Consider the following 26,382-nt stretch of genomic DNA (forward strand, 5'->3'; position numbering starts at 1 on the left):
GAGAGGTTGTTTGCTTCTATGGGTTTAATGTTACGCCAATGAATTTGATTAAAAAGCGCAAAAAATGGCACAAAGTAATCGAATTAATAGATGTGTATGGGTGCGCTTACCGTCATCCCGCACTCGGCATGGCTTGTTGGCGTCAGGTGCTGAAACCCGCGAGCGATAGGATTCGCCAGCCCTTGCAGCATGCGGGGCCGGAATTAATCGGGGGTTAAGAGGAAGGCGGTCTGATTGACGGCGCGTTGCGGGGCACTACTGCTAATGGATTCGGCTCATTTCGTGAGCCGAATAGAACGCTTATTCGGCTCACCTGACGATGAACAGCATAAAAAAGGGGTGCCCAAGACTCTGGGCACCCCTCTCATCAAGCTGTTGGATTACTGTCAGTCAGTAGTAATCCGCGAATGCTGCTTGGTGTCTTTCATGGTCGCGTACACCAGCAGCGAGCAAGCGATGCATGCGGTGACGTACCAGTAGAAACCGCTCTCCATGCCCGCGCTCTTGAACCACAGGGCCACGTACTCGGCGGTGCCGCCGAAGATCGACACGGTCAGCGCATACGGCAGGCCGACGCCCAGGGCGCGGATCTCGGTGGGGAACAGCTCGGCCTTGACCACGGCGTTGATCGAGGTATAGCCGCTGACGATGATCAGCGCCGCCATGATCAGGAAGAACGCGCCCCACCAGGTCTGGATGGTGTGCAAGGTGCTGAGGATCGGCACGGTGAACAGGGTGCCGAGCACACCGAAGGCGATCAGGATCGGGCGACGGCCGATCTTGTCCGACAGGCTGCCGATGATCGGCTGCAGGCACATGAACAGGAACAGCGTGGCCGCCGAAATGGTGGTCGAGTCGCTGATGCTCATGCCGACGGTGTTCACCAGGTACTTCTGCATGTAGGTGGTGTAGGTATAGAAGGCCAGGGTGCCGCCCATGGTCAGGCCGACCACGGTCATCAGCTCCTTGGGGTGACGCATCAGGGTGCGCATCAGGCTTTCCTTGGCCTTTTCCTTCTTGGTGAAGGAAGCGGTTTCTTCCATGCCGCGGCGCAGGTACAGGGCAACCACCGCGCACAGCGCGCCGATCACGAAGGGTACGCGCCAGCCCCAGGCATACAGCTGCTCGGTGGTCAGCGTCTGCTGCAGCACGATCAGCACCGCCAGGGCGATGAGCTGGCCAGAGATCAGGGTCACGTACTGGAAGCTGGAGAAGAAACCACGGCGGTCCTTGCTGGCCATTTCGCTGAGGTAGGTGGCCGAGGTGCCGTATTCGCCACCCACCGACAGGCCTTGCATGAGGCGGGCGATGACCAGCAGCACCGGCGCGGCGACGCCGATGGTTTCATAGCCTGGGGTCAGGGCGATCACCAGCGAGCCTGCGCACATCAGCAGTACCGAGGCCATTAGCGCCGCCTTGCGGCCCTTGCGGTCGGCGTACAGGCCCATCAGCCAGCCACCGATCGGGCGCATGAGGAAGCCCACGGCGAAGATCGCGGCGGTGTTGAGCAGTTGTGCGGTGGAGTCGCCGGCCGGGAAGAAGGCCTTGGCGAAGTACAGCGAGAATGCGGCGTAGACGTACCAGTCGTACCATTCGACCATGTTGCCGATCGAGCCACTGAAGATCGACTTAAGACGGCTGGCGGTGGTTTTTTCTGCGGCGGGCGCGGTGGCCGCCCCGGCTGGCAGGGAGGTGGCGTTATCCATCAGGGATACCTTCTCGTTGTTTTTGTGGAGCGCGCCTGGGCGCAGCTTGAGAAGGGTTTTGCACGAGCTGTGCCAAATGAGTGCAGGGCGATCCATTTGGAGGCACGCCCACGCCCACAACCCCGCCACGACGCGGTCCCTGCAGGCGCGGGCTTGCCCGCGATGGGCTGCAAAGCAGCCCCTTACCACCACAAAAATCCCCTGAATAAGCGGTTTCTCGCTCATCCCATACAGCCAATAAGCGGATTTCCGCCTATTCGCGCGCGACGAAATCCTCTCGCACCAACCCATGGCGCTGCATTTTCTCGTTCAACGTCCGCCGCGGCAGCTGCAAGGCTTCCATCACCCCTTTGATCTCACCCTTGTGCATGCGCAACGCCGCCCGCAGGCATTGCGCCTCGAACGCTTCCATCTGCTCGGTCAACGATTGGCCGGCAGGCGCCCCTTCCAGGCTCGGCGACCCCAGGCCCAGTGCATGCCGCTCCGCCGCATTGGCCAGCTCGCGCACGTTGCCAGGCCAGTCGTGCGACAGCAGCTGGCTCAATTGCGCCCCTGCCAGCGGCGGCGCAGTGCGTCCGAGCTTTTCAGCCGCAGCCTGGGCGAAATGCTCGAACAGCAACGGAATGTCCTCGCGCCGTTCGCGCAAAGGCGCCAGGCGCAGTTCCGCCACGTTCAGCCGATACGCCAGGTCTTCGCGAAAACGCCCGGCACGCGCTTCGTCGAGCAGGTCGGGTTTGGTCGCGGCGATGATCCGCAGGTCGACGCTGATGCTCTGGTTGGCGCCCAGCCGCTCCAGTTTCTGTTCCTGGATCACGCGCAACAGCTTGGCCTGTTGGGCCAGCGGCATGCTTTCGATCTCGTCGAGAAACACCGTGCCGCCATTGGCATATTCCAGCTTGCCGATACGCTTGCCTTGCGCGCCGGTGAAGGCGCCGCTTTCATGGCCGAACAGTTCGGCCTCGAACAGCGCTTCGGGGATCGCGGCGCAGTTGAGCGCGACGAAGGGTTTTTCGGCACGCGGGCCAAAATCGTGCAGGCAGCGCGCCACGCGCTCCTTGCCGCTGCCGGTTTCGCCACGAATCAGCACGTTGACCGGCAGGTTGGCCAGGTCCAGCACCTGTCGCCGTAACTGCTGCAGGCCCTGGGACATGCCCAGCAGGGTGGTTTCCAGGCGTGACTTGAGGTCGGCCTGCTCGTGCAGGCGGCGGTTCTCGAGCACCAGCTGGCGTTTCTCCAGCGCACGGCGCAGGCTGCCCAGCAGATGCTGGGGGGTGAAGGGTTTTTCAAGGAAGTCGTAGGCACCGTTGCGCATGGCTTCCACCGCCATCGGCACATCGCCGTGGCCAGTCAGCAGGATCACCGGCAGGTCGGGGTCATCGGCCTGCAGGCGTTCGAGCAACTGCATGCCGCCCATCCCCGGCATGCGCACATCGCTGATGACCACCCCCGGAAAGTGCCGCGGCAGGTGCGCCAGGCAGTCCTCGGCGCGGGCGTACAATTGCACGCTGAAACCGGAAAGGCTCAGCCACTGTTCGACGGCGCTGCGGATGCTCGCTTCATCATCGACGACGATCACTGAGTTCAACATACAGGCTCCAGGTCGCGGGGCAGGGTAAGGCTCAGGCGGGCGCCGCCCGGCACGTTTTCGGCCTGCAACTGGCCGCCGGCCTCGACGATGATGCCATAGGAGATGGCCAGGCCCAGGCCGAGCCCTTCGCCCACTGGCTTGGTGGTGAAGAACGGGTCGAAGACCTTGGTCAGGTCGGCTTCGGCAATGCCACCGCCGGAATCGAGCACGCTCAGGCGCCACTGCCCCTGCTCGGGTTCGATGCGGATCTCCAGGCGCTTGTAGCGTTTGTCGGCCATGGCGTCGAGGGCATTGCGCAGCAGGTTGATCAGCACTTGCTCCAGGCGGATCGCGTCGCCACGCACCCAGGCCGGGCGCGCCAGGTACAGGGCCACTTCGACCGCCTCGGCACGGATGCGCGTGTCGAGCAGTTGCAGGGCCTGGTCGACCACGTTCGCCAGGTCCAGGCGCTCGCGCAAACCGCCTGGGCTGTTGCGGGCGAAGGTCTTCAGATGGCTGGTCAGTGCGGCCATGCGCGTGAGCATCTGCTCCAGCGGCTCCAGGGCCTTGCGCGCTTCCTCGTAGCGGCCATGGTCGAGCAGCAGGCGCAGGGTCTCCAGTTGCATGCGCTGGGTGGTCAGCGGCTGGTTGATCTCGTGGGCCATGGCGGCCGACATCTGACCGAGCGCGGCCAGCTTGGCCGACTGCACCAGACCTTCCTGGGCGGTGCGCAGCTCGCGGGTGCGTTCCTCGACCTGGCGCTTGAGCTCGTCGCGACTGCGCTGGCGCAGCCGGGCCAGGCGCCAGCGCTGGCTGACGAACAGGGCGGCGAACACCAGGCTCAGCCAGACGGCGGCGGCGCCCAACGCGGCGTTGCGGCCGTCGGCAGCCACCTGCGGCTTGCGCAGCAGGTGCAGGGTCCAGTCTTCGCCTTCCAGCGCCAGGCTTTCCCACAGGTATTCGGCCGGCCCGTCGGGGCCTTGCACGCGGCTCAGCTGGCTGTTGCTGGCGAAGCGGGTCAGTACCTGATGTTGCAGCGGTACCAGCGGTTGCTTGTCGTACTGGCGGGTTTCGGCCAGTTCGGCACGGTCGGCGCCCGTCAGCGGTTGCAGCTCGCGGTAGCGCCAACCGTCCTGGTTGGCGATGAAGGTGATGCCACGTGCGTCGCTGACCAGCAGGATATCGCTGCCCTGGCGCCATTCGCGTTCCAGTTCGGGGAACTCAAGCTTCACCACCATGGCGCCAAGGAAGCGCCCATGCTCGTCGGTGATCGCGCTGGAGAGAAAGTAGCCCGGTACGCCACTGGTCACGCCGACCGCGTAGAAACGGCCGCTGCCCTGGCTGCGGGTCTGTTTGAAATAGGGGCGAAAAGCGTAGTTCGAGCCCACGTAAGTGGTCGGCAGGCGCCAGTTGCTGGCTGCCACCGCAAGCCCGGTGCGGTCGAGCAATTCGAGGGTGGAGGAATTGGCGGCGCCATTGATCCGTTCGAGCTTGCGGTTGAGCGCGTCCTGCACCGTGTCGCTGACGGGGCCACGCAGGGCTTCGATCAATTCCGGGTCCAGCGCCATCACGGCGGGCAAGGCGCGGTAGCGTTCGATCAGCGTGTGCAACGTATTGGCATACAACCCCAGCTGCTGGCTGGCACGGCGGGCGTCTTCTTCCATGGCCTGGCGCTTGGCCTGGTGCATGGCCCAGCCGGCGCTGAGCGCGGTGCCGGCCAGGATCAACAGGGTAATCAGCCCCAGACGCAGGGCGCGAAAGGTTAAGGGCATGGGGCGGGTCCGGATGATGGGGTGTCAGTCGCGGGCCTATCGCCGGCAAACCGGCCCCCACAGGTACAGCACTGAACTTGAGAACAGTGGGGTACCTGTGGGAGCCGGCTTGCCGGCGATAGGGCCGGCCCTGCTTACAGCAGTTCGAAACTCTGTTGCTGCACGGCCTCGGAATCCAACCCAACCTGGACATTGAACTCGCCAGGCTCGGCCACGCGCTGCAGTTGGCCATTGTAGAACTTCAGGTCGTCTTCGCTGATGCGGAAGGTCAAGGTTCGCGACTCACCAGCCTTGAGCATCAGTTTCTGGAAGTTCTTGAGTTCCTTGACCGGGCGGCTCATGGACGCCGAGACATCCTGCAGGTACAGCTGCACCACGGTCTCGCCGTCAACCTTGCCGGTGTTTTTCACCGTCACCTTGGCTTCCAGGCTGTCACCGCGCTTGAGCGCCTTGTTCGACAGGTTCAGCCCCGACAGCTCGAAGCTGCTGTAGCTCAGGCCGTAACCGAACGGATACAGCGGGCCGTTGGGTTCTTCGAAATACTGCGAGGTGTAGTTGCCCGGCTTGCCCGGCGTGAAGGGGCGGCCGATACGCGTGTGGTTGTAGTGCATCGGGATCTGCCCGACCGAGCGCGGGAAGGTGATGGCCAGCTTACCCGACGGGTTGTAGTCGCCGAACAGCACGTCGGCAATGGCGTTGCCGCCTTCGGTGCCGGCGAACCAGGTTTCGAGGATGGCGTCGGCCTGTTCACGTTCCCAGCCGATCGACAGCGGACGGCCGTTCATCAGCACCAGCACCAGCGGTTTGCCAGTGGCTTTCAGGGCCTTGATCAGTTCGCGCTGGCTGGCGGGAATCTCCAGCGTGGTGCGGCTCGACGATTCGTGGGACATGCCTCGGGACTCACCGACCACGGCCACCACCACATCGGATTGCTTGGCGGCCTTGACCGCCTCGTCGATCAGCACAGCGGCAGGGCGCAGGTCATCGACGATTTCCGGAGCGTCGAAGTTGAGGAAGTTCAGGTAGTCGAAGATCGCCTTGTCGCCGGTGACATTGGCGCCTTTGGCGTAGACCAGCTTGGCCTTGCCCTCGACGGCGCGGCGCAGACCTTCGCGGACGGTCACCGAGTGCATCGGTTTGCCGTCGGCGGCCCAGCTGCCCATCATGTCGATCGGCGCATCGGCCAGCGGGCCGACCAGGGCGATGGTGCCGGCCTTTTTCAGCGGCAGGGTCTGCTGGCGGTTTTCCAGCAGCACCAGGCTGCGGCGTGCCACGTCACGGGCGGCGTCGCGGTGCAGGCGGTCGTCGCTGTAATAGTCCTTGAGGTCGGTCTCGGCCTTGCCGATACGCACGTAGGGGTCCTTGAACAGGCCCATGTCGTACTTGGCGCCGAGGACCTCGCGCACGGCCTGGTCAAGCTCGCCCTGGGTCACTTCGCCGGACTTCAGCAGCCCTGGCAGCTCCTGGCCATACAGGGTGTCGTTCATGCTCATGTCGATACCGGCCTTGATCGCCAGCTTGGCGGCTTCGCGGCCGTCGCGGGCGACGCCATGGCGAATCAGTTCCTGGATCGCGCCGTGGTCGCTGATGGTCACGCCCTTGAAGCCCCACTCCTTGCGCAGCAGGTCGTTCATCAGCCAGGTGTTGGAGGTGGCTGGCACGCCGTTGATCGAGTTGAGCGCTACCATCACCCCGCCGGCACCGGCGTCGAGCGCGGCGCGGTAGGGCGGCAGGTAATCGTTGTACATCTTCGGCAGGCTCATATCGACCGTGTTGTAGTCGCGCCCGCCCTCGACTGCGCCATACAGGGCGAAGTGCTTGACGATGGCCATGATGCTGTCGGGGTTGGCCGGGCTGCTGCCCTGGAAGGAGCGGACCATCACCTGGCCGATTTTCGAGGTCAGGTAGGTGTCTTCGCCGAAGCCCTCGCTGGTGCGGCCCCAGCGCGGGTCGCGGGCGATGTCGACCATCGGCGCGAAGGTCATGTCCAGGGCGTCGGCGGAGGCCTCGATGGCCGAGGTGCGGCCGACCTTGGCGATGGCGTCCATGTCCCAGCTGGAGGCCAGGCCCAGGCCGATCGGGAAGATGGTACGTTCGCCGTGGATGGTGTCGTAGGCGAAGAACATCGGAATCTTCAGGCGGCTGCGCATGGCAGCGTCCTGCATCGGCCGGTTCTCGGGGGCGGTACGCGAGTTGAAGGTACCGCCGATACGCCCGGCGGCGATTTCTTCGCGGATCTTGGCGTGCGGCATCTCCGGGCCGATGCTGATCAGGCGCAGCTGGCCGATTTTCTCGGCTTCGGTCATCTGGCTGATCAGGTGTTCGATGAACGCCTGCTTGTCCTGCAGGGGCGGGGCGGAGGGGGCGGCGAGGGCCGCCTGACTGGCAAGGCCCATGGCCAGGCCCAGCAAAGACAGTTTCATCATGAATTCCGTTGTCGAGGCCTATGCCGTATCCACGGAGATACGCGCGCGGCCGAAGTTTTCAGGCGGCTATTGTTGTACGATTCGCGGGTAATGCTTCTCAGCGGCGGATTATGCCTGAATATGCCGCTCACGGAGGCACCCCCGAATGCCGGGACAACAACTATAAGAAAACGCTCAAGAGACCCAAGGCATGACCCCTCTCAACGAGTACGAGCAGCGCCAGGTCGCCGAGGCCATAGCCCGCGTGGAGCGGCGCACCGATGCCCAGCTGGTGACCGTGCTGGCGCGGCGAGCCGATGATTACGCTTACCTGCCATTGTTCTGGGCGGCCGTGCTGGCGCTGGCCGTGCCGGGCCTGTTGCAGTGGTTGCTCGGTTGGCCCGGTGTGCGTGGGCTGCTGGTGGCCAACCTGGTGCTGTTCATCGGCTTGTGCCTGTTGTTGCGCAACCCGCGCCTTGCCGCCGTGCTGATCCCCGCCGCGTTGCGCCGTTGGCGCGCTTCGAGCCTGGCGCGGCAGCAGTTTCGCGAACAGAATTTGCGCAGTACGGCCGGCGGTACGGGGGTGTTGATCTTCGTCGCCGAGGCAGAGCGGCATGTGGAGATCCTTGTCGACCAGGGTATCGACCACCATTTCGATGCCCAGGCCCGGGCCATGATCGTTGCGCGTTTTGCCGAGCAGGTGCGTCAAGGACGGACCTTGCAGGGCTTCGTCGAGTGCATCGAGGCGTGCGGGGAGCTGCTGTGCGAGCAGGTACCGCGCACCCATGGACGTAATGAACTGCCCAACCGCCTGGTGATTCTCGACTGAACCTGCAGCTGGCAGGGGTGTAGAATGCGCGGCATTGCGCAACGCGCCCCTGTTATCCGAGGCACCTGTTTTCCATGTCCGCCAGTACTTCCGCTTCTTCTGCGCAGGATGCGCGCGCCCAGTTCCTTGACCTGCTCAGTGCCGCCCTGCACGGCAATACGCTGGTCAAGCTGGTACTGGCACGCCATGTCGGCGTCGACCAGACCTTGCAGCGCATCATCGGCAAGCCCGTGCAAGTGAAAGGGCAGGCCAACCTGTCGCTGGTCTACCGCCACCAGACCCGTGACATCACCCGCAACCTGCCATTGGACCAGGCCCAGGCGCTGGTTGCCGAACTGCTGCCGGAGAGCTTTCGCAACGCTCACTTGTTCGACGCCGATGGCGAAGTGCAGCTGACCTTCAGCAAGAAGGGTAAGCCGATGCTGCAGCGCCATGGTGCGCAGCCGCCCCGTGAGGCTGCCACCACTACCGGCCATGACCGTGAGAAGAAACGCTACCTGGAGTTGTCGCGCCCGTTCCTGCGCGACCTTGGCGTGACCGATGCGCAAGGCTCGCTGATTCCGTCGATGTCGCGCAAGTGGAAGCAGATCAACAAGTTCATCGAATTCTTCGACCACGCACTGGCCAATGCCCCGGTGCCGGCGCAGCAGACATTGCGGGTGGCCGACTTCGGCTCGGGCAAGGGCTACCTGACCTTCGCCATGCACGACTACCTGCGCAATACGCTGGGCCGTGAAGCTCAGGTGACCGGTGTCGAGCTGCGTCAGGACATGGTCGACCTGTGCAACGCTGCAGCCGCGCGCCTGGAGCATACGGGCCTGGAATTCCAGTGCGGTGACGTGCGCAGCGTGGTCCCCGAGGCCATCGAGGTGATGATCGCCCTGCACGCCTGCGACATCGCCACCGACTATGCCATCCACACCGGCATCCGTTGCAACGCCGCGATCATCATGTGCTCGCCGTGCTGCCACAAGCAGATTCGCCCGCAACTGCACAGCCCGGGGTTGTTGCAGCCGATGCTGCAATATGGCCTGCACCTGGGGCAGCAGGCGGAGATGCTGACGGACAGCTTGCGCGCCCTGTATCTGGAAGCCTGTGGCTACGAGACCAAGGTGTTCGAGTTCATCTCGCTGGAGCACACCAACAAGAACAAGATGATTCTTGCGGTGAAGCGCAAGCAGCCCGTGGCGGCGGGGGCGTTGCTGGAGAAGATTGCGCAGCTCAAGGCGTTTTATGGCGTGCAGGAGCATTGCCTGGAGACGTTGTTGCGGGGGGATGGGTTGATTTCCGCTTGAGTCCAGCGGTGGGGCGGAAACCGAGCGCCGCGCGGGCGGCGCTCGATCTCAAGAGCGCAGTAAGCCTCAAGGCAAGCCTTCAACCACGCCCGCTCGCAACATCAATGGCCACCGCCAGCATGCCCAGCGGATGAGTACTCGCATCAAAGAAATGCAGCTCGGTCGCCGTCAGCCCCGCAAACCGTTCAACGAAATGCCGTTTCTGATTGATCACCGACGCTTCACCCAGCGGCCGTATGGCAATCGTCAGATGCGCCGGCTGTGCCTGCCGAACGGCCTCAAACAGGTGCTGATCACTCGCATCCAGATGCTGCCCGAACAGGCATAACCCCTCGCGCTCCTGCGCCAACTGCCCCAGGCACCAGCCCAGGTAATCCGAGTTGCGAATCGCCCGCAGTTTCTCTTCGCTGCGGTCCTCGTTGACGAACAGCGGCACCTCACCCGGAATGTTCACCGCAAAGCCGTCGAGCAGCTCGGCGCTGTCGGCGCTGCGCAGGCGGGTGGTGCCGTCGGGCAGCTTGAGCAGGTGCAGGCCGCCATGCAGGTGCAGGACGCGGGTGCCCTCGCTGCGGGTGCGACGCACGTCGAAGAAGCCCTGTTCGTCGAACAGGTCGGCGAAGCCTTGCGGGTCATGCTGCATGGCCCACGGCAGGATCAGGTCGTAGTTGCTGGTGTAGACGCTGCGGTAGCTGCGCAGGGCCTGGTTGATCGACGCCAGGGTAGCCGCTGGCATCAGCGACCAGGGCAGGTGCACGGTGCGTATGGCGTGAATCAGGCCTTCCTTGATCGAGTAGTAGCGGTTCAGCGGCGCGGTGGAGTTGATCGCCAGGGCCGCGTTGGCGCGCACGGTATGGTTGAGGGTGCTCAGTACAGGCTCGAACAGCTCCGTGCCCAGGGACTTGAACAAGGCCTGGTCGCTGATCGCCAGGCCTTTCTTGCGACCGGCGCGCTGGGCCTCTTCGAACAGCGAGAAGTAGCCGAAAGGCTTCCACAGCGCACGGCTGGCGCCGTTGCCCAGCAGCAGGGCGTCGCAGGGATGGCGCTGGGCGAGTTCCGGCCAGGTGGCGAGGTGGGCGTCGAGTGCAGGCATGCTGGGTCCATTCGGTGGGGCGGGAAACGGGGGCGACTTTAGCATGTCGTGCAAGATGCGCGGGCTGCTGTTCGGCCAACCGCCAACTTCGACGAGCCCGCGCACAGGTCCTCTTCTTTACTCCGCTACCGGCCCTTTGCGATTCCTGTTACGCCACATCCGATACGCCCGAATCCCCGCCCGCACCGAACCGAACAGCAATTTCTCCTCCATTTCCCGCGCCATCCCGGAGCGCACCAGCATGCGCAGGAAGCTGCCGCGGGCTCGGGCGATGGCGAAGTAGATCCCTTGCGCCGCCAGGGTGTCGCGTACCTCGCGCAAGGCCGCAATGCCGCTGACGTCGATGCTGCTCACCGCCTCGGCATCGAACAGCACGGCCTGGGGGTTTGCCTGGCTCTGCACGGCTTCGAGCAGGCGCATCTTGAAGTAGTCGGCGTTGAAGAACAGGATCGCGTCGTCGAAGCGGTACACCACCAGGCCCGGGACGGTACGGGCTTCCTTGTGCTTGCGGATGTCCACCTGGCCTTCGATGCCCGGCAACCAGCCCAGCACCGCGTCGGTGGGCTGGTAGATGCTGTACAGCAAGCGCAGGATCGCCAGGGTCACGGCCACCATGATGCCCGGCAGCACGCCCAGCCCGAGCACGCCGACCGTGGTCAGCAGGCATAGCCAGAACTCGAAGCGGCTCAGGCGCCGGATGCGCCCCAGCGATTTGATATCGATCAGCCCCCAGCCGGCCATCAGCAGCACCGCGCCTAGCGCCGCCTGCGGGATCCACGCCATGGGCGCGGTGAAGAACAGCAAGATCATCGCGATCACCAGCGCGGCGATGATGCCCACCAGTTGGCTCTTGCCACCGACCATGTCATTGACCGCGGTACGCGAGTCGGCCCCACTGATGGCAAACCCCTGGGAAATGCCGGCCGCCAGGTTGCTCACGCCCAAGGCGACGAACTCATGGTTGGCATTGATCGCGTAACCGTGGCGCGCGGCGAAGCTGCGCGCCGTGAGCATGGCGCTGCAGAAGCTGACGGTGGCGATACCCAGGGCATCGCGCAGCAGGCTCTTGGTTTCTGCGAGGTTGCTCTGTGGCCAGGCCAGATGCGGGATGCCAGCCGGTACGGGGCCGAGGATGGCAACGCCAAGCCGGTCCAGGCCGAGCAGGCCTACCAGTGCGGTGAACACGGCGACGGTGACCAAGGCGGCGGGCAGGCGTGGGAAGCGCCGTGGTAGCCAGATCAGCAGGGCTAGCCCGGCCCCGCCGATGGCCAGGGTGAGCCAGTGGATTTCGCCCAGTCGCTGCACGAAGTTGAGCAGGCTGAGAATGAAGCCGTCACCTTCGATCTTGAACCCCACCACCTTGGACAACTGCCCGGCGATCAGGCTCAGGCCGATACCGTTGAGGTAGCCGATCAGGATCGGCCGCGAGAAGAAGCTGGCAATGAACCCGGCACGCGCCAGCCCGGCGCCAATCAGCATCACGCCCACCAGCACGGTGACGATCACCGCCAATTCGGCGGTGCGCTGCGGGTCGCCCATGGCCAGCGGTGCCACGGCACCGGCGATCATCGCGCAGGTGGCGGCGTCCGGGCCGACCATCAGTTGCCGCGAGCTACCGACCAGGGCATAGACGATCATGGGCAGCACACAGGCATACAGCCCGTACTGGGGCGCAAGGCCGACGATCTGTGCGTAGGCGATGGCGATGGGGATCTGGATGGCCGCAACCGACAAGCCGGCTTGCAGGTCGGCGTGGAACCACTCGCGGCGGTAATGAAGCAGGTTGGCAAGGCCAGGGAGCCAGCGTGACAGAAACATGCTCAGTCCTTTCGATATGTCTCGCGAAATGCATTGAGCATATGCGCTGCAAGTCGAGCTGCTGGCAAGTGAGCCAAGTCATGAAAACGAAAAAAGGAGCCAAGGCTCCTTTTGACAGCGATGACGTTGCTGGAACGCCATGCGGGGAATGCGGTGTGGAGCGGGTAGAGGGAATCGAACCCTCGTCGGAAGCTTGGGAAGCTACTGTTCTACCATTAAACTATACCCGCGTCTGCGCTCGACTTTTTACCAGAACCCTCATCGAATTAGAAGCCCCAGTTATAAAAAGGCTGTCGGCGTCCCTGGCCTGCGGGTGGTGGCTGCAGGACGCCGATTCACTCAGATAGCCCATGCATGTTGCCCTTGGGCCGTGTACGGGTTACGCGGTCGCGGCTCGCGCACGGTGGGTTTGAGGAAGTCGAGCAGTGCGCTGCGAGTGTCTTCGCAGGCCGACTTGTTCTCCATGTCGAGGAAGTGGCCAGCATCGCGTATCACCGTGAAATGACTCTTGTCGACATGGTGACCGAACTGCCGGGCGTCTTCAGCGGTGGTGTACTCGTCACGGTCGCCGTTGATGAACAGCACCGGGATGTCGATGTTGCGCGCGCCTTTGAGCGCCCGTTCCAGGTCATGTTGCAGCACTTCGTTGATGTGGAAGTGCATCTGCGCATACTCATGGCTGTCCAGGCTGCTCACGTGGCGGTAGTTGAAGCGTTTGAACAGCGATGGCAGGTGCTTGCCGATGGTGTCGTTGACCAGGTTGCCGACCTGGTAGCGATCGCAGGCCGCCAGATACCGGCTGCCACGGTCGAGGTAGTCGCGCATCGGTTCGTTGATCACCGGCGAGAACGAGCTGACCACCGCCTTCTTCACCCGCCGCGGCTGGTGCGCCAGCGCCAGCAGCGTGCCCGCACCGCCCCAGGAGAACGACATCACGTGGTCGGCCTGGAAGTGCTCGATCAGCTCAAGGAGGATATGCGCCTCGGTCTCCTTGCTGATGAAGCGTTCCTGGCGATTGTGCGGCTTGGACTTGCCAGCGTAGGGCTGGTCGTACAGCACGACGTTGAATTGCGGGTGCAGGTTACGCACCGTCTGGGCGAACGAGGCCGTGGTGGCCAGCGAACCATTGATCAGGATGATCGTTTTCTCGGCCGCATCCGCGCGATAGAACTCCGTGTAAACCCGATACTGACCTTGGATATCAAGTACAGCGATTTCTGGCCTCATGTCATCGACTCCTGGCGCAAAAAGGGTATTCGCGTCACCTAGGGTGCACGTTCAATATGACAGGTAGGCATTTGCCTGAAGAAAAACCGGGGGCCCTGTGTCGATCCTTCGTACACGTGTCGACGGTATTGTTTTAGGCGGGCAATTCGCCGTGCCCCAAGGCATCTAGGCATTGGGTAGCCGGCGAAAAGGTGTCTTCGACTGCAAATGTGACTAATGAGTCACGTGCAGACTGACGAGTTAGGATTCAAGCAGTGGGTTGGGGTTCTCGCAAGTGCCGTTGGCGCAAATATGTGACTTTTGCCGCTGGGTGGTCGTATGACGACGCTGCGCTGTCTGTTCCGGCCCTTTCGCCGGCAAGCCGGCGATGAGGCCCGACCCGACAACCTAGACCGTGGCGATCTCATCACCCGTCAATGCCCTGAACGCCCCCGGCGCCAACCGGGGATCCAGCTGGATCGCCCCCATGCTTTCTCGATGCAACCCCACCACCTTGTTGTCGAAGTGCCCGAACATGCGCTTGACCTGGTGATAACGCCCCTCAACGATCGCCAACCGCGCCTGGCGCGGGCCCAGAATGTCGAGTTGGGCGGGCAGTGTGGTGAGGTCTTCGAAGGCGAAGTAGAAGCCCTCGCGAAATTTGGCGACATAGTGATCGCCGATTTCGTCCTCGGTTTCCACCAGGTAATGCTTGGGCAGCTTGGTGGTCGGTTGGGTCAGGCGCCGTGACCACTGGCCATCATTGGTCAGGATCAGCAGGCCGGTGGTGTTGTAGTCCAGCCGCCCGGCGATGTGCAGGTCGTCACGGACCTCGGCGGGTAAGAGGTCCAGCACCGTGCGGTGCTGCGGGTCGTGGGTGGCGCTCACGCAGCCGGCCGGTTTGTGCAGCATCAGATAGCGCGCTGGGCGGCCTGCCTGGAGCAGCTGATCGTCCACTTCGACACTGCTGAATTCGCGCACCTCGGCCTGTGGGTCGGTGACCACCTTGGCGTCCACGCGCACGCGGCGCTGCACCAGCAGCAGGCGCACTTGCTGGCGGTTATAGCAGGGCAGGTTGGCGAGGAAACGGTCGAGGCGCATGGTGACAAGGCAGTTGGACGATGGCCGCACAGTCTAGCGTTTTTTACCCTTGATCGCTGGGTGTTTGCTGAAGTTGATCCAGCACTTGGGCACAGCGCGGGCACAGGCAGGCCTTGTCGCGCAGTTCGACAGGCAGAGCCTGCAGGACGGCAGGGGCGATGGTCACGGCATAGCACCAGCACGCTTGCGTGGCGCTGCGCGGGTCGGCCAGGGCGCATTGGTTGAGGGCGCCACAGGCGGGGCATTGCTGTTGGTCAATCATGGTCGTTTCCGGGCTGCAGTTATCACATGAGTCGAGCTGTTTCTAATTGTTGCAGAAATGGCACTGCACCTTGGCGCAACGGTCTTATTCAGTGTCGATGAACGCTTTTCAATCGACGCTCGCCAGCGACGCTGTTCGGGCACCCCAGCGGTCCAGGAGGCCGCCATGTCCTATCGAATGCTGTTGGTAGCCCTCTTGGGGCTGATGACTTGCGCGTGCGTACCCTACTACGAAGGCGGCAGCTATTATCGCTCGGACTACTACACCAGCGATCGCTACGTGTCACCGGGGTACTACCGTTACGACCGATACTATGTAACGCCACAACCGCGCTACTACTACCCGACGTCACCGCGTTACTACCAGCCCGCACCGCGTTACTACCGGCCGGCGCCCGTGCCGCATTACAGACCCTACCCGCAGCCGGGCATGAACCAGTGGCACGGCAACCCGCGTTACGACTACGGCAATCGCCAGCGTTATGACTATGGGCGCGATCGCGACCGTCACGACTATCGCAATGGCAGCCAGCGTTATCCGAATGACCGCTGGCATTCCAACGGGCGCGGAGGGGGGCGCAACTGGCAGCGGTAAGGGTTGAAGGGACCGTGTTGGTGGGACTGACCTCATCGCCGGCTTGCCGGCGATGGGGCCAGTCCCGTCAGGCCAGGTCTGCCAAGGGATGCCGTCCCTCCCAGACTTTCACGAAATGCGCCTCGACCACCGCCGCCGGCACTTGCGCCACATCCGGCCAGTGCCAGTGTGGCTGGTTGTCCTTGTCGAGCAAGCGGGCGCGTACGCCTTCTCTGAACTCTGGATGACGGCAGCAATTGAGGCTCATGCTGTACTCCATCTGGAATACCTGCGCCAGTGACAGGTGCCGGGCCCGGTGTATCTGCTCCCAGACCAGGTGCGCGGTCAGCGGGCAACCCTCGTGCAGGCGTTCGCCCGCGGCGGCAAGGAGTGGGTCACTGTGATGCTTCAAGCCCTCCAGTGCATGCCATGCAGCGGCTGGGTCGGCGACATCGAGCAGTTCGTCGATCAGCCGACGCCGAGGTAGCCATTGCGCCTGCGGCAGCTCTTCACTGGCACGATGCTGCTCGGCCTTGAGCAGGCTGTTGAGCTGCAAGTCGGTCTGCTCCTGCCAGTTCAGTTGCAGCAGGTCGTCGATCAGATCTTCCTGCTGGTGCTCGCCGAAGAAGCGATCCGCCAGGTCGAGATCAAGCGCATCGCGGGCATTGATCGGCGCACCGGTCAGCCCGAAAAACAGCCCAAGCTTGCCCGGCAGGCGAGCGAGGAACCAGCTGGCGCCGACATCGGGGTAAAGGCCGATGCTGATTTCAGGCATCGCCAGCCGACTGCTGGGCGTGACGATGCGCACGCTGGCCCCTTGCAACAGCCCCATGCCGCCTCCCAGCACATGTCCGTGCCCCCAGCACAGCAGTGGCTTGGGGTAGGTATGCAACAGATAGTCGAGGCGATACTCGGCGGCGAAAAAGGTGGCCGCCAGCGGCGGTACGCTGCCTGGGTGGTCGCGGCAGGCCTGGGCCAGGGCCCGGATGTCGCCCCCGGCACAGAACGCCTTCGCGCCGTTGCCACGCAGCAGCACGCAGACCACGCCGGGGTCGCGGGCCCATTCGTGCAGCTGTTCGCCGAGCACTTCGATCATCGGCAGGTTGAGAGCATTGAGCGCCTTGGGAGCATCCAAGGTGGCAACGCCGATGCGGGCGCCATCGACGCCGGTGAGTACCTCGCAATGAATGGACATGGACTACCTCGCACAAGTCATCACCCTAGTATGGCCTGCGTAGCCAATCATGCCGGTCGTCGGTCGGATCGATTGACAAGGGTGGATGGCTTACCTAGTGTCGCGCCATTGTTTACGGATGGCCCCATGACTGACGACGATCGCATCAAACTCGAACCCGGTTGGAAGGCTGCACTGCGCGCCGAGTTCGACCAGCCCTACATGCACCAGCTGCGCGAATTCCTGCGCGAGGAATACGCAGCCGGCAAAGAGATCTACCCGCCGGGGCCGATGATTTTCAACGCGCTCAATTCCACGCCGCTGCAGCAGGTGAAGGTGGTGATCCTCGGCCAGGACCCGTATCACGGCCCCGGCCAGGCCCATGGCCTGTGCTTCTCGGTGCAGCCGGGCGTGGCGACGCCGCCTTCGCTGGTGAACATCTTCAAGGAGCTGCAGCGCGACCTGAACATTCCCATTGCCAGCCATGGCTACCTGCAGAGCTGGGCCGAGCAGGGCGTGTTGTTGCTCAACACGACCATGACCGTCGAGCGCGCCAATGCCGCTTCGCATGCCAAGAAGGGATGGGAGTTCTTTACCGACCGGGTTATCCAGGTGGTCAGCGAGCAGTGCCCGAACGTGGTGTTCCTGCTGTGGGGCGCGCATGCCCAGAGCAAGCAGAAACTGATCGATGGCACCAAGCACCTGGTGCTGAAGTCGGTGCATCCTTCGCCGTTGTCGGCTTACCGCGGGTTCCTTGGCTGTGGGCACTTCAGCCGGGCCAATGGGTTCCTGGAGCAGCGTGGGCTGGCGCCGATCAACTGGGCATTGCCGCCGCTGTGATGGACCGAGTCGCCTTCATCGCGGATAAATCCGCTCCTACAGGCATTGGCCCCCTGTAGGAGCGGATTTATCCGCGATGAAGGCGCCACGATCACTGCTGATCAGCGTTCCACAGCCTGAACAACGGCTCCGCCAGAAACAGCACGAACAACAGCCGCATCACCTGCAAGGCCGTCACCAGCGGCACCGACAACTGCAAGGTCTCCGCCGTCAGGCTCATTTCGGCAATGCCCCCGGGCATCATGCCCAAGGTCAGCGAACGCAGATCCAGCCCTGTCATCACGCTCAACCCCCAGGCCGCGCCGCCGGCAATCAGCATGCACAACGCCGTGGCCACCAGCGTGCGCCCGAGGAACGACGGTGCCCGCCGAAAGAACGCCCGGTTGAAGTGGCAGGCCAGCCCGCTGCCGATCAACCATTGGCCGATCTGGCTGGCGCCATTGGGCAGGGCGATCTGCAGGTTGGCCGCCAGGCTCACCGCAGCCGCCACCAGCAAGGGTCCGAACAGCCAAGGGTTGGGTTGACGCAAGCGTTGCCAGATGAAGCCGACCGCCACACCCAAGGGCACGATCAACGCCAGCCAACCCCAGCTGACACTGCCCGCGTGATTCAGGGCGACACCGTCACCGATCAGAAACTTGAACAGCGCCGGCACGCACAGCACCACGGCCAGCACGCGCAAGCTCTGCGCCGCCGCCACCTGGCTGAGCACCGCGCCATTGCGCGCACCGAGGTTGACCATCTCCCCCGAACCGCCAGGCATGCTGGCGAAAAACGCCGTGGCCCGGTCTTCACCGGTGCGCCGCAGCAGCCACACGCCGATCACGCTGGAAAGGGTGGTGAACAGGGCCGCGCAGAAGATCAGCACGAGGTGGCTGGCCACCTGTTCGATCACTGCCGGGGTGAAGTGCAGGCCGATACCCAGGCCGATGATGCATTGCCCGCATTTGCGGCCATGGGGGATTTCCGTCAGCTGCCAGGGCGTCAGGCAACGCACCAGGATGATCGCCAGCAGCGAGCCGACCATCCACGGCAAAGGCCAGCCGACCTTGCTGGCGAGAAACCCGCCCGCAAGGCCGACCAGCCCGGTCGCGATGAACAGCGGCAAAGACCGATCAGGCATCGGCCAGCGCCCGGCGTTGCTGGCTGCGTTTACGCCAGATACGCAGCAGCGGCAGACCAAGCATGCACACCACCAGTACCCACATGCCCATGCTGATCGGGCTCGACCAGAGAATGGCCAGCTCGCCGTTGGAGATCGACAGCGCGCGGCGCAGGTTCTGCTCCATCAGCCCGCCAAGAATGAAGCCCAGCAGTATCGGCGACAGCGGGAAGTCCAGCTTGCGCAGGATGTAGCCCATGATGCCGATGCCGATCATCAGGAACAGGTCGAAGGTGGTGGCATGCACGGCGTACACGCCGATCCCGGTGATGATCGCGATCACCGGTACCAGCGCCCAGTTCGGCACGGCAAGGATGCGGGTGAAGATGCGGATCATCGGGATGTTCAGGATCACCAGCATGATGTTGGCGATGAACAGCGAGGCGATCAGGCCCCAGACGATGTCCGGTTGCTGCTCGAACAACATCGGCCCCGGGGTGATGTTGTACAAGGTGAGTGCGCCGATCATCACCGCGGTGGTGCCTGAACCCGGCACACCCAGGGTCAGCATCGGTACCAGGGCGCCGCAGCAGGAGGCGCCGATGGCGGTTTCCGGGGCGGCCAGGCCACGGGCATCGCCCTTGCCGAACGTGCCGCTTTCACCCGCGATGCGTTTCTCGGTCATGTAGGCCACGGCACTGGCCAAGGTAGCGCCGGCACCTGGCAGCACGCCCATGATGAAACCGAGCAGGCCGCAGCGCAGGTTGACCACGAACACCGAGGCCGCTTCCTTGAAGTTGAACAGCATGCGCCCGGTGGCCTTCACCGCCTGGTGGCCATGGTGGGTCTTTTCCAGCAGCAGGAGGATTTCACTGATCGAGAACAGGCCCAGCACCAGCACCACGAACTGGATGCCGTCGGCCAGGTGCACGCTGTCACCGGTGAAGCGGTACACGCCGCTGTTGGCGTCGATGCCGACCGCCGACAGGAACAGGCCGATCAGCGCGGCGATGAAAGTCTTCAGCGGTTTGTCGCCCGCCATGCCGCCCAGGGCGACGATGGCGAACACCATCAGCACGAAATACTCCGCCGGGCCAAAGGCGATCGCCCATTTCGCCAGCAGCGGGGCGAACAGCACCATGCCGCAGGTGGCGATGAAGGCGCCGATGAACGAACTCCAGGCCGACAGCGACAGGGCCACACCGGCCAGGCCATTGCGCGCCATCGGGTAGCCGTCGAGGGTGGTCATCACCGTCGAGGCCTCGCCCGGGATGTTCAGCAGGATCGAACTGATCCGCCCACCGTACTCACAGCCCAGGTACACCGCGGCCAGCAGGATCAGTGCCGACTCCGGCGGCAGACCGAGGGCGAAGGCGATCGGGATCAGCAAGGCCACGCCGTTGATCGGGCCCAGGCCCGGCAGCAGGCCGACCACGGTGCCGATCAAGGTGCCCGAGAGGGCGGTGACCAGGTTGTACGGGCTCAGGGCGACGCCGAAGCCCTGGCCCAGGTAGCTCAAGGTATCCATGTGTCAGTTCTCCAGTACGCTCAGCAGGCCAAGGGGCAGGGGCACATCCATCACGCGGTCGAACAGCCAGTAGAGGAACAGGCTCATGCCCACCACCACGATGGCGCTGTGCAGCCAGCGGCCGCCGTACAGGCGGGCCATGGGGATGCCGACCAGGATGGCGCTGAGGATGAAGCCCAGGGCCTCGAACGTTGCAGCGAAGACGATCAGCAGGCCGATGCAGAAGCCGATCTTGGTCAGGGTTTCGCGGTCCAGCTCGGGCTCGTCGTCCTTGCGCACGATCGGCGTCGGGCGGATGGCGAGGTAGAGCAGGCCCAGGCTCATCAGGCCGAGCATCAGCAGTGGGTAGGCACGCGGGCCCACCGGTTCGTAGGAAAACGCGGCCTGGTAGGGCCAGGCCATCACGGCCAGGGCGGCGCACACCGCCAGCAGGGCCAGGGCGAAGAAGCGTTGCAGGATCATTGGCAAATCCTCGTAGGATGCGGACCCTGTGGGAGCGGGCTTGCCCCGCGAACACCGGCTTAGCCGGTGCCATGCATCGCGGTGCCCACTTCGCGGGACAAGCCCGCTCCCACAAGGATCAGTGACAGCTAGCTGAGTGGCTTACTGGATCAGGCCAAATTCCTTGGCCAGCGCCTTGTAGTCGGCCACCTGCTTCTTCACATAGCCGTCCAGCTCTGCACCGGTCATGGCGAACGGGAACAGCTCGCGCTGGTCACGCAGCTTGGCGAAGTCCTCGGAGGCGAGCATCTTGTCGAACGATTCCTTCCACCAGGCGTATTCTTCGTCGCTCACCTTCGGCCCGAGGTAGAAGCCACGCACCACCGGCCAGACGATGTCGTAGCCCTGCTCCTTGGCGGTCGGGATGTCCTTCATCTCTGGCTCGTCCAGGCGGTTTTCCGAGAACACCGCGAGGATGCGCATGTTGCCGCTCTGGATATGCGGCATGGAGTCGGAAATGTCCGTGGAGCCCACCTGGATATGGCCGCCGAGCAGCGCAGTGGCGATTTCGCCGCCGCCTTCAAGGGCCACGTAGCGCAGGTCGCGCGGGTTGATGCCAGCGGCCTTGGCGATCAGTGCGGTCTGCATCCAGTCCTGGCTGCCGACGGTGCCGCCGGAGCCGATCACCACCTTGCTCGGGTCTTTCTTCAGGGCTGCGACCAGGTCATCGAGGGTCTTGTAGGGTGAATCGCTCTTCACCGCGATGGCGCCGTAGCTGGTGCCGACCGCCGCCAGCCATTTCACCGCGTTTTCGTCGAAGCGGCCGAACTTGCCCTGGGCCAGGTTCAGCAGCGAGCCGCTGGACCAGGCCACCAGGGTGCCGGCATCGGCCGGACGCTGGGCCACCACGGCGTTGTAGGCCACCGCGCCGACACCGCCAGGCATGTAGGTCACACGCATCGGCTTGCTGAGGATCTTCTCCTGCACCAGCGCGCTCTGCACCAGCTTGCAGGTCAGGTCGAAACCGCCGCCGGGCGAAGCCGGGGCGATGCATTCGGGGCGTTTCGGTTCGGCAGCGAGGGCATTGCCGGCCAACAGCAGGCAACCGGTAGCCAGAACGAGGCGGCGCAGTGAAAAGGTCATCGTCTATCTCCGTGAGCGTTGTTGTTATGGGTGACTGCTATTGGCTACCACAGCGCCACGCTGTAACTCACCAGCAGCCGCACTTCGTCGGCGTCGCGAGTGAAGTTGGAACGGAAGGTGGCGTTGCGAAGGCGCACGGCGACGTCTTTCAACGGGCCGCTTTGTACCACGTACTTGAACTCGGTGTTGCGTTCCCATTCCTTGCCCTCGCTGCCATCGGCACGGCTGACGTTGTCGCCGTTGATGTAGCGGGTCATGAACGTCAGGCCGGGGATACCGAGCGCTGCGAAGTTGTAGTCGTAGCGCGCTTGCCAGGAGCGCTCGTCGGCACCGGCGAAGTCGTTGATCTGGACGAAGTTGACCAGGTACGGGTCGGCGCCATCGACGTAGGGGAAGGCGCTGTCGCCGGACAGGTGCTGGTAGGCGGCGCTGACCTTGTGCCCGCCCAGGGCGTAGCTGAGCATGCCGTTGACGGTGGTGTTGTCGATGTTGCCGGCTTTGGCCGCGCCCTGGTCGTCGCTGACCGCCAGGCGCAGGTCGGCGCCGAAGGTGCCAGGGCCCCAGGGCTGGGTGGCGAGCAGGCCGATGAAGTGCTGGCGGTAGATATCCTCGAGCTGGGCGAAGTGGTAGCTGCCGGTGATGCGGTCGGTGAACGTGTAGTCCATGCCGGCCAGGTCGAGGTTATCGGCGCTGAAGGTGCCGCCGAAGCGTCCGTTCTTGTTGTTGAGGGCCAGGTCTTCCCAGTTGGTGTCGTCGCGGTCCTTGGCCTTGTCCAGGCGCCCGCCGGTGAAGGTCAGGCCCTTGATCTCCTGGGAGGTGAGCAGGCCGCCCTCGAAGGTTTGCGGCAGGATGCGGCCGTCGTTGGGCTGCAGGGTCGGCAGTTCAGGGATGAGGGTACCGATCTTCAGTTCGGTCTTCGACACTTTCACCTTGCCGGTCAGGCCGAGCTTGGCGTATTCGTCGGCGGCCTTGCCGTCGTCATGGGTCGGCAACAGGCCGGTGCCGGTGCGGTCGGGGCTGGAGTCGAGCTTGATGCCCAGCATGCCCAGTGCATCCAGGCCGAAGCCGACGTTGCCGTCGGTGTAGCCGGACTCGAAATTGAGCATAAAGCCCTGGGCCCATTCGTCACGCTTGGATTGCTGCGCGCGGGTGCCATCGCGGAAGTCGCGGTTGAAGTACATGTTGCGGGTTTCGAAGGTCGCCGAGCTGTCTTCGAAGAAGGCGGCCTGGCTCATCGGGGCGACACCGGCAAGTGCCAGGGCACTGGCAATGGCCGAGGGGCGTGCGGAGAGGGAACGGGCAGGTGCGAATGCCTGCAGCTGCGATGACAGCATCGGGGTGGCTCCGTTTATTGTTCTTATTCGTTGCACCTTGCTGGTGCTTTTTTTCGGCGCGCGGGGCGACCGTGGTGCGATGCTAGGCAACCAACCTTTCGCTAACCTTTCAGCGTGAAAGGTTTGTCACAAAGGGCTTCAAAGGCCGGGCGACAGCGGTACACTCCGCGCCACCGCCCCACCTGAGCAGGGAGAATCCGATGCGTGTGCTGCTGGTCGAAGACCACCTGCAACTGGCCGAAAGCGTGGCCCAGGCCCTGAAAAGCCATGGCCTGACCGTGGATGTATTGCACGATGGCGTGGCCGCCGACCTGGCCCTGGCCAGCGAGGAGTACGCCGTTGCCGTGCTCGACGTGGGGTTGCCGCGCATGGACGGCTTCGAAGTGCTGGCGCGCTTGCGTGGCCGCGGCAAGACCCTGCCGGTGCTGATGCTGACCGCGCGCAGCGATGTGAAGGACCGTGTGCATGGCCTGAACCTTGGCGCCGACGATTATCTGGCCAAACCCTTCGAGTTGACCGAGCTGGAGGCGCGGGTCAAGGCCCTGCTGCGGCGCAGCGTGCTCGGTGGCGAGCGCCAGCAGCGCTGCGGGCCGTTGGTGTACGACCTCGATACCCGCCGTTTCAGCCTGGGTGAAGACAACCTGACACTGACCTTGCGCGAGCAGAGCGTGCTCGAAGCGCTGATCGCCCGGCCGGGGCGGGTGATGAGCAAGGAGCAATTGGCCGCCCAGGTGTTCGGCCTGGACGAAGAGGCCAGCCCCGACGCCATCGAAATCTACATTCACCGGCTGCGCAAGAAGCTCGACGGCCACCCGGTGGCCATCGTGACCTTCCGTGGCCTGGGCTATCTGCTCGAGCATCGCGATGCGTGACATCGGCAGCCTGCGCGGGCGATTGCTGGGCAACCTGGCGCTGTTGCTGGTGGTGCTGATGCTGGCCAGCGGCCTGAGCGCCTACTGGAACGGCCGTGAAGCTGCCGACACCGCCTACGATCGGACCTTGCTGGCTTCGGCCAGGACCATCGCCGCCGGCCTTTCCCAGCGCGACGGCACCCTGAGCGCGGACGTGCCCTACGTGGCGCTGGACACCTTCGCCTACGACAGTGCCGGGCGGATCTACTACCAGGTGCTGGACATCAACCAGAAGCTGATCTCGGGTTACGAGAAGCTGCCACCGCCGCCGCCCGGCACGCCGCGCACCGATGACTACCCGGCGCTGGCGCGTTTCTACAACGCCACTTATCTGGGCCAGGACGTGCGTGTGGTGAGCCTGCTCAAGCCCGTGAGCGAGCCGAACATGAATGGCATGGCGGAAATCCGCGTGGCCGAGACCGAGGAAGCGCGGGTACGCATGGCCCGTGGGCTGATGGCCGACACCTTGCTGCGCCTGGGCATGCTGGCGCTCGGTGCGTTGGTGCTGGTGTCGTTTGCGGTGAGCGCGGCGCTACGCCCCCTGGAGCGCCTGCGCACGGCGGTGGAAGAGCGCCAGCCGGACGACCTGCGGGCGCTGCCGGTGGTGCAAGTGCAGCGGGAACTGGGGCCACTGGTGCGTGCCCTGAACCACTTCACCGAGCGTTTGCGCGAGCAGTTCGAGCGCCAGGCGCAGTTCATCGCCGAGGCTGCCCACGAGTTGCGCACACCGTTGGCGGCGCTCAAGGCGCGGGTGGAGCTGGGCTTGCGTTCGCAGCAGCCCGAGGAGTGGCGTCAGACCCTGGAGTCTGCTGCCCAAGGTACTGACCGCCTGACTCACCTGGCCAATCAGCTGTTGTCGTTGGCGCGGGTGGAAAACGGTGCCCGCGCGATCGCCGAAGGTGGGGCACAGCGTCTGGACCTGAGCCAGCTGGCGCGCGAGCTGGGCATGGCCATGGCGCCGTTGGCGCACCATCGCGGCGTGGCACTGGCGCTGGAGGCCGAGGCGCCGGTCTGGCTCAAGGGCGAGCCGACCTTGCTCAACGAGCTGTTGAGCAATCTGGTGGACAATGCCCTGGCGCATACGCCGGCAGGGGGCAATGTGATCCTGCGGGTGCTGGCGCCGGCGGTGCTGGAGGTCGAGGATGATGGACCGGGCATTCCCGAGGCGGAGCGTGAGCGGGTGTTCGAGCGCTTCTATCGGCGTGGCGCCCAGGGTACTGGCTTGGGGTTGGCCATTGTGGGCGAGATCTGTCGCGCGCATCTGGCGCAGATCAGCCTGCATGATGGGGAAAAGGGCGGGTTGAAAGTGCGGGTGAGTTTCATCCCTGATTGATGTGCCGCCTAGGCTGGCCTCTTCGCGGGACAAGCCCGCTCCCACAAGATCACCGCAATATCTGAGGTCAGCATTGAACCTGTGGGAGCGGGCTTGTCCCGCGAAGAGGCCAGTGCAGGCAGTCCTTGATCAGCGCAACATGCTGCGCGCTTCCAGCAGCTCACCAATGTCCAGCTCGGTGCCAGGCGGCAACCCCAGGTGCCGATAGGCCGGCAGCGTCCCCAGGGACCGGTTGCGCCCGCGTTGGCTGAGGCAGCGGGCAATCTGTACCACGTCGATGTAGTCGACCTTGGCGGTGAAGCGATCCAGGTCCTGTATCTGGCTCGGCAGGTTCACCAGCTGCTCGGGAAACTCCCAGGATGACAGGATCTTGTCGCCCAGTACCGGCTGGATCTGCTCGATCACGTAGTGCAGGCAGACCGGGTCGGAAAGCAGCTCGTTATGCTCCTCGGCATAGATCAGTACCGGCAGCGCGCCGATCTGATTGACCAGCCCGCCCAGGGTGGCCTGGTCGGGTTTGAGCTGGGTATAGCGCCGACACAGTTCATAGCTGATACCCGCCACTTCGAGACTGTTGGCCCAGATATCACGGAGCTTCTGCTCCACTGCAGGCGATCGGGCGTGGAAGATCTGCTCGATCACCAAGCCGATGGCCAGGTTGCAGCTGTAGTTGATACCCAGGCGGGTGATGGCGGTGTGCAGGTCGGTGACCTCGACCGCCGCACGCAGCAGCGGACTGTTGACCACTTTGATCAGGCGTGCCGACAGGGCCGCGTCGCGGCCTATCACTTTGCTCAGGGCGGCAACGCTGATTTCCGTGTCCTCGGCCGCCTCGCGGATACTCAAGGCAACTTCCGGAAGGGTCGGCAAGACCAGGTCGTCGTTGTCGATGGCAGCGAGCAACTGTGCTTGAACCGTCTCGGCCAGCTTGTTCATGAACGTCTCTACCGCA

General features: G+C 64.0%; 22 protein-coding genes and 1 tRNA gene. 6 read left to right on the forward strand and 17 right to left on the reverse strand.

Annotated elements, in window-relative coordinates; genetic code table 11:
* Nucleotides 1-386 precede the first annotated feature (386 nt).
* The 4 genes from ACIPZG_RS13905 to bglX all read right to left on the reverse strand — a co-directional run bounded on the left by ACIPZG_RS13905 (nt 387) and on the right by bglX (nt 7,471).
* On the reverse strand, nt 387-1,706 hold the full coding sequence (locus tag ACIPZG_RS13905) for an MFS transporter (protein ID WP_008094388.1): 1,320 nt from the start codon (nt 1,704-1,706) through the stop codon (nt 387-389).
* 253 nt (nt 1,707-1,959) lie between these two features.
* Nucleotides 1,960-3,294, reverse strand: coding sequence for a sigma-54-dependent transcriptional regulator (locus ACIPZG_RS13910; RefSeq protein ID WP_400714526.1), 1,335 nt, complete (start codon nt 3,292-3,294; stop codon nt 1,960-1,962).
* Nucleotides 3,288-5,045 (reverse strand): ATP-binding protein, encoded by a 1,758-nt coding sequence (locus ACIPZG_RS13915; protein ID WP_400714528.1) that lies wholly within the window; start codon nt 5,043-5,045, stop codon nt 3,288-3,290. Before ACIPZG_RS13915 ends, ACIPZG_RS13910 begins: the two co-directional genes overlap by 7 nt.
* 134 nt (nt 5,046-5,179) lie before the next feature.
* Nucleotides 5,180-7,471 (reverse strand): beta-glucosidase BglX, encoded by a 2,292-nt coding sequence (gene bglX / locus ACIPZG_RS13920; protein WP_400714531.1) that lies wholly within the window; start codon nt 7,469-7,471, stop codon nt 5,180-5,182.
* 190 nt (nt 7,472-7,661) lie between these two features.
* Here bglX and ACIPZG_RS13925 point away from each other — a divergent pair, with 190 nt between their 5' ends.
* Together ACIPZG_RS13925 and ACIPZG_RS13930 are read left to right on the forward strand one after the other, a co-directional pair.
* A complete protein-coding gene (locus tag ACIPZG_RS13925; protein ID WP_400714534.1) occupies nt 7,662-8,279 on the forward strand; it encodes a TPM domain-containing protein in 618 nt (205 codons plus the stop codon).
* Between the two features lie 74 nt (nt 8,280-8,353).
* Nucleotides 8,354-9,574: a class I SAM-dependent methyltransferase gene (locus ACIPZG_RS13930; protein ID WP_400714537.1), complete on the forward strand. Its 1,221-nt coding sequence runs from the start codon at nt 8,354-8,356 to the stop codon at nt 9,572-9,574.
* A gap of 79 nt (nt 9,575-9,653) precedes the next feature.
* Here the strand turns inward: ACIPZG_RS13930 and ACIPZG_RS13935 are convergent, their stop codons facing one another.
* The 6 genes from ACIPZG_RS13935 to ACIPZG_RS13960 form a co-directional block, all read right to left on the reverse strand.
* Nucleotides 9,654-10,664 (reverse strand): DUF4917 family protein, encoded by a 1,011-nt coding sequence (locus ACIPZG_RS13935; protein ID WP_400714540.1) that lies wholly within the window; start codon nt 10,662-10,664, stop codon nt 9,654-9,656.
* A 117-nt stretch (nt 10,665-10,781) separates the two neighbouring features.
* Nucleotides 10,782-12,482 carry a SulP family inorganic anion transporter gene (locus ACIPZG_RS13940; protein ID WP_400714543.1) on the reverse strand — a complete coding sequence of 567 codons (1,701 nt, stop codon included), beginning with the start codon at nt 12,480-12,482 and terminating at the stop codon, nt 10,782-10,784.
* A 156-nt stretch (nt 12,483-12,638) separates the two neighbouring features.
* A tRNA-Gly gene (locus tag ACIPZG_RS13945) sits at nt 12,639-12,712 on the reverse strand.
* Between the two features lie 109 nt (nt 12,713-12,821).
* Nucleotides 12,822-13,709, reverse strand: a complete 888-nt coding sequence (locus ACIPZG_RS13950) for an alpha/beta fold hydrolase (RefSeq protein WP_400714546.1) — start codon at nt 13,707-13,709, stop codon at nt 12,822-12,824.
* 387 nt (nt 13,710-14,096) lie between these two features.
* Nucleotides 14,097-14,789 (reverse strand): pseudouridine synthase, encoded by a 693-nt coding sequence (locus ACIPZG_RS13955; RefSeq protein WP_400714549.1) that lies wholly within the window; start codon nt 14,787-14,789, stop codon nt 14,097-14,099.
* Between the two features lie 43 nt (nt 14,790-14,832).
* Nucleotides 14,833-15,051, reverse strand: a complete 219-nt coding sequence (locus ACIPZG_RS13960; RefSeq protein WP_400714552.1) for a cysteine-rich CWC family protein — start codon at nt 15,049-15,051, stop codon at nt 14,833-14,835.
* 165 nt (nt 15,052-15,216) lie between these two features.
* On the opposite strand from ACIPZG_RS13960, the gene ACIPZG_RS13965 reads away from it, so the two are divergent.
* On the forward strand, nt 15,217-15,645 hold the full coding sequence (locus tag ACIPZG_RS13965) for a hypothetical protein (protein ID WP_400714554.1): 429 nt from the start codon (nt 15,217-15,219) through the stop codon (nt 15,643-15,645).
* Between the two features lie 67 nt (nt 15,646-15,712).
* On the opposite strand, the gene ACIPZG_RS13970 is transcribed toward ACIPZG_RS13965, so the two are convergent.
* The gene (locus tag ACIPZG_RS13970; RefSeq protein WP_400714557.1) at nt 15,713-16,819 is read right to left on the reverse strand and encodes an enoyl-CoA hydratase/isomerase family protein; all 1,107 of its coding nucleotides are present in this window, start codon (nt 16,817-16,819) and stop codon (nt 15,713-15,715) included.
* A gap of 126 nt (nt 16,820-16,945) precedes the next feature.
* Between ACIPZG_RS13970 and ung the strand changes: the two genes are divergently transcribed.
* The gene (gene ung, locus ACIPZG_RS13975) at nt 16,946-17,638 is read left to right on the forward strand and encodes a uracil-DNA glycosylase (RefSeq protein ID WP_400714560.1); all 693 of its coding nucleotides are present in this window, start codon (nt 16,946-16,948) and stop codon (nt 17,636-17,638) included.
* Between the two features lie 91 nt (nt 17,639-17,729).
* On the opposite strand, the gene ACIPZG_RS13980 is transcribed toward ung, so the two are convergent.
* The 5 genes from ACIPZG_RS13980 to ACIPZG_RS14000 all read right to left on the reverse strand — a co-directional run bounded on the left by ACIPZG_RS13980 (nt 17,730) and on the right by ACIPZG_RS14000 (nt 23,186).
* Nucleotides 17,730-18,761 carry an AbrB family transcriptional regulator gene (locus tag ACIPZG_RS13980; RefSeq protein WP_400714563.1) on the reverse strand — a complete coding sequence of 344 codons (1,032 nt, stop codon included), beginning with the start codon at nt 18,759-18,761 and terminating at the stop codon, nt 17,730-17,732.
* Nucleotides 18,754-20,268 (reverse strand): tripartite tricarboxylate transporter permease, encoded by a 1,515-nt coding sequence (locus ACIPZG_RS13985; RefSeq protein ID WP_400714566.1) that lies wholly within the window; start codon nt 20,266-20,268, stop codon nt 18,754-18,756. The genes ACIPZG_RS13980 and ACIPZG_RS13985 overlap by 8 nt, the downstream gene beginning before the upstream one ends.
* Nucleotides 20,269-20,271: 3 nt before the next feature.
* Nucleotides 20,272-20,730: a tripartite tricarboxylate transporter TctB family protein gene (locus ACIPZG_RS13990; RefSeq protein WP_400714569.1), complete on the reverse strand. Its 459-nt coding sequence runs from the start codon at nt 20,728-20,730 to the stop codon at nt 20,272-20,274.
* A gap of 141 nt (nt 20,731-20,871) precedes the next feature.
* Complete coding sequence (locus ACIPZG_RS13995; RefSeq protein WP_008095004.1) at nt 20,872-21,852, reverse strand: tripartite tricarboxylate transporter substrate binding protein; 981 nt, start codon at nt 21,850-21,852, stop codon at nt 20,872-20,874.
* Between the two features lie 44 nt (nt 21,853-21,896).
* Nucleotides 21,897-23,186, reverse strand: coding sequence for an OprD family porin (locus ACIPZG_RS14000; RefSeq protein WP_400714572.1), 1,290 nt, complete (start codon nt 23,184-23,186; stop codon nt 21,897-21,899).
* Between the two features lie 200 nt (nt 23,187-23,386).
* Between ACIPZG_RS14000 and ACIPZG_RS14005 the strand changes: the two genes are divergently transcribed.
* Nucleotides 23,387-24,058, forward strand: a complete 672-nt coding sequence (locus ACIPZG_RS14005) for a response regulator (protein WP_008095000.1) — start codon at nt 23,387-23,389, stop codon at nt 24,056-24,058.
* Nucleotides 24,051-25,430 carry a sensor histidine kinase gene (locus tag ACIPZG_RS14010; RefSeq protein ID WP_400714575.1) on the forward strand — a complete coding sequence of 460 codons (1,380 nt, stop codon included), beginning with the start codon at nt 24,051-24,053 and terminating at the stop codon, nt 25,428-25,430. Before ACIPZG_RS14005 ends, ACIPZG_RS14010 begins: the two co-directional genes overlap by 8 nt.
* 129 nt (nt 25,431-25,559) lie before the next feature.
* On the opposite strand, the gene ACIPZG_RS14015 is transcribed toward ACIPZG_RS14010, so the two are convergent.
* Nucleotides 25,560-26,366: an HDOD domain-containing protein gene (locus ACIPZG_RS14015; RefSeq protein ID WP_400714577.1), complete on the reverse strand. Its 807-nt coding sequence runs from the start codon at nt 26,364-26,366 to the stop codon at nt 25,560-25,562.
* Nucleotides 26,367-26,382 lie beyond the last annotated feature (16 nt).

Source organism: Pseudomonas sp. NPDC089395 (genome assembly GCF_044749525.1).
Classification (GTDB): Bacteria; Pseudomonadota; Gammaproteobacteria; order Pseudomonadales; family Pseudomonadaceae; genus Aquipseudomonas.

Excerpts from the sequence above, each read along its gene's own strand:
- ACIPZG_RS13905 (WP_008094388.1), bottom strand. The coding sequence starts at position 1,706 with ATGGATAACGCCACCTCCCTGCCAGCCGGGGCGGCCACCGCGCCCGCC.
- ACIPZG_RS13910 (WP_400714526.1), bottom strand. The coding sequence starts at position 3,294 with ATGTTGAACTCAGTGATCGTCGTCGATGATGAAGCGAGCATCCGCAGC.
- ACIPZG_RS13915 (WP_400714528.1), bottom strand. The coding sequence starts at position 5,045 with ATGCCCTTAACCTTTCGCGCCCTGCGTCTGGGGCTGATTACCCTGTTG.
- bglX (WP_400714531.1), bottom strand. The coding sequence starts at position 7,471 with ATGATGAAACTGTCTTTGCTGGGCCTGGCCATGGGCCTTGCCAGTCAG.
- ACIPZG_RS13925 (WP_400714534.1), top strand. The coding sequence starts at position 7,662 with ATGACCCCTCTCAACGAGTACGAGCAGCGCCAGGTCGCCGAGGCCATA.
- ACIPZG_RS13930 (WP_400714537.1), top strand. The coding sequence starts at position 8,354 with ATGTCCGCCAGTACTTCCGCTTCTTCTGCGCAGGATGCGCGCGCCCAG.
- ACIPZG_RS13935 (WP_400714540.1), bottom strand. The coding sequence starts at position 10,664 with ATGCCTGCACTCGACGCCCACCTCGCCACCTGGCCGGAACTCGCCCAG.
- ACIPZG_RS13940 (WP_400714543.1), bottom strand. The coding sequence starts at position 12,482 with ATGTTTCTGTCACGCTGGCTCCCTGGCCTTGCCAACCTGCTTCATTAC.
- ACIPZG_RS13950 (WP_400714546.1), bottom strand. The coding sequence starts at position 13,709 with ATGAGGCCAGAAATCGCTGTACTTGATATCCAAGGTCAGTATCGGGTT.
- ACIPZG_RS13955 (WP_400714549.1), bottom strand. The coding sequence starts at position 14,789 with ATGCGCCTCGACCGTTTCCTCGCCAACCTGCCCTGCTATAACCGCCAG.
- ACIPZG_RS13960 (WP_400714552.1), bottom strand. The coding sequence starts at position 15,051 with ATGATTGACCAACAGCAATGCCCCGCCTGTGGCGCCCTCAACCAATGC.
- ACIPZG_RS13965 (WP_400714554.1), top strand. The coding sequence starts at position 15,217 with ATGTCCTATCGAATGCTGTTGGTAGCCCTCTTGGGGCTGATGACTTGC.
- ACIPZG_RS13970 (WP_400714557.1), bottom strand. The coding sequence starts at position 16,819 with ATGTCCATTCATTGCGAGGTACTCACCGGCGTCGATGGCGCCCGCATC.
- ung (WP_400714560.1), top strand. The coding sequence starts at position 16,946 with ATGACTGACGACGATCGCATCAAACTCGAACCCGGTTGGAAGGCTGCA.
- ACIPZG_RS13980 (WP_400714563.1), bottom strand. The coding sequence starts at position 18,761 with ATGCCTGATCGGTCTTTGCCGCTGTTCATCGCGACCGGGCTGGTCGGC.
- ACIPZG_RS13985 (WP_400714566.1), bottom strand. The coding sequence starts at position 20,268 with ATGGATACCTTGAGCTACCTGGGCCAGGGCTTCGGCGTCGCCCTGAGC.
- ACIPZG_RS13990 (WP_400714569.1), bottom strand. The coding sequence starts at position 20,730 with ATGATCCTGCAACGCTTCTTCGCCCTGGCCCTGCTGGCGGTGTGCGCC.
- ACIPZG_RS13995 (WP_008095004.1), bottom strand. The coding sequence starts at position 21,852 with ATGACCTTTTCACTGCGCCGCCTCGTTCTGGCTACCGGTTGCCTGCTG.
- ACIPZG_RS14000 (WP_400714572.1), bottom strand. The coding sequence starts at position 23,186 with ATGCTGTCATCGCAGCTGCAGGCATTCGCACCTGCCCGTTCCCTCTCC.
- ACIPZG_RS14005 (WP_008095000.1), top strand. The coding sequence starts at position 23,387 with ATGCGTGTGCTGCTGGTCGAAGACCACCTGCAACTGGCCGAAAGCGTG.
- ACIPZG_RS14010 (WP_400714575.1), top strand. The coding sequence starts at position 24,051 with ATGCGTGACATCGGCAGCCTGCGCGGGCGATTGCTGGGCAACCTGGCG.
- ACIPZG_RS14015 (WP_400714577.1), bottom strand. The coding sequence starts at position 26,366 with ATGAACAAGCTGGCCGAGACGGTTCAAGCACAGTTGCTCGCTGCCATC.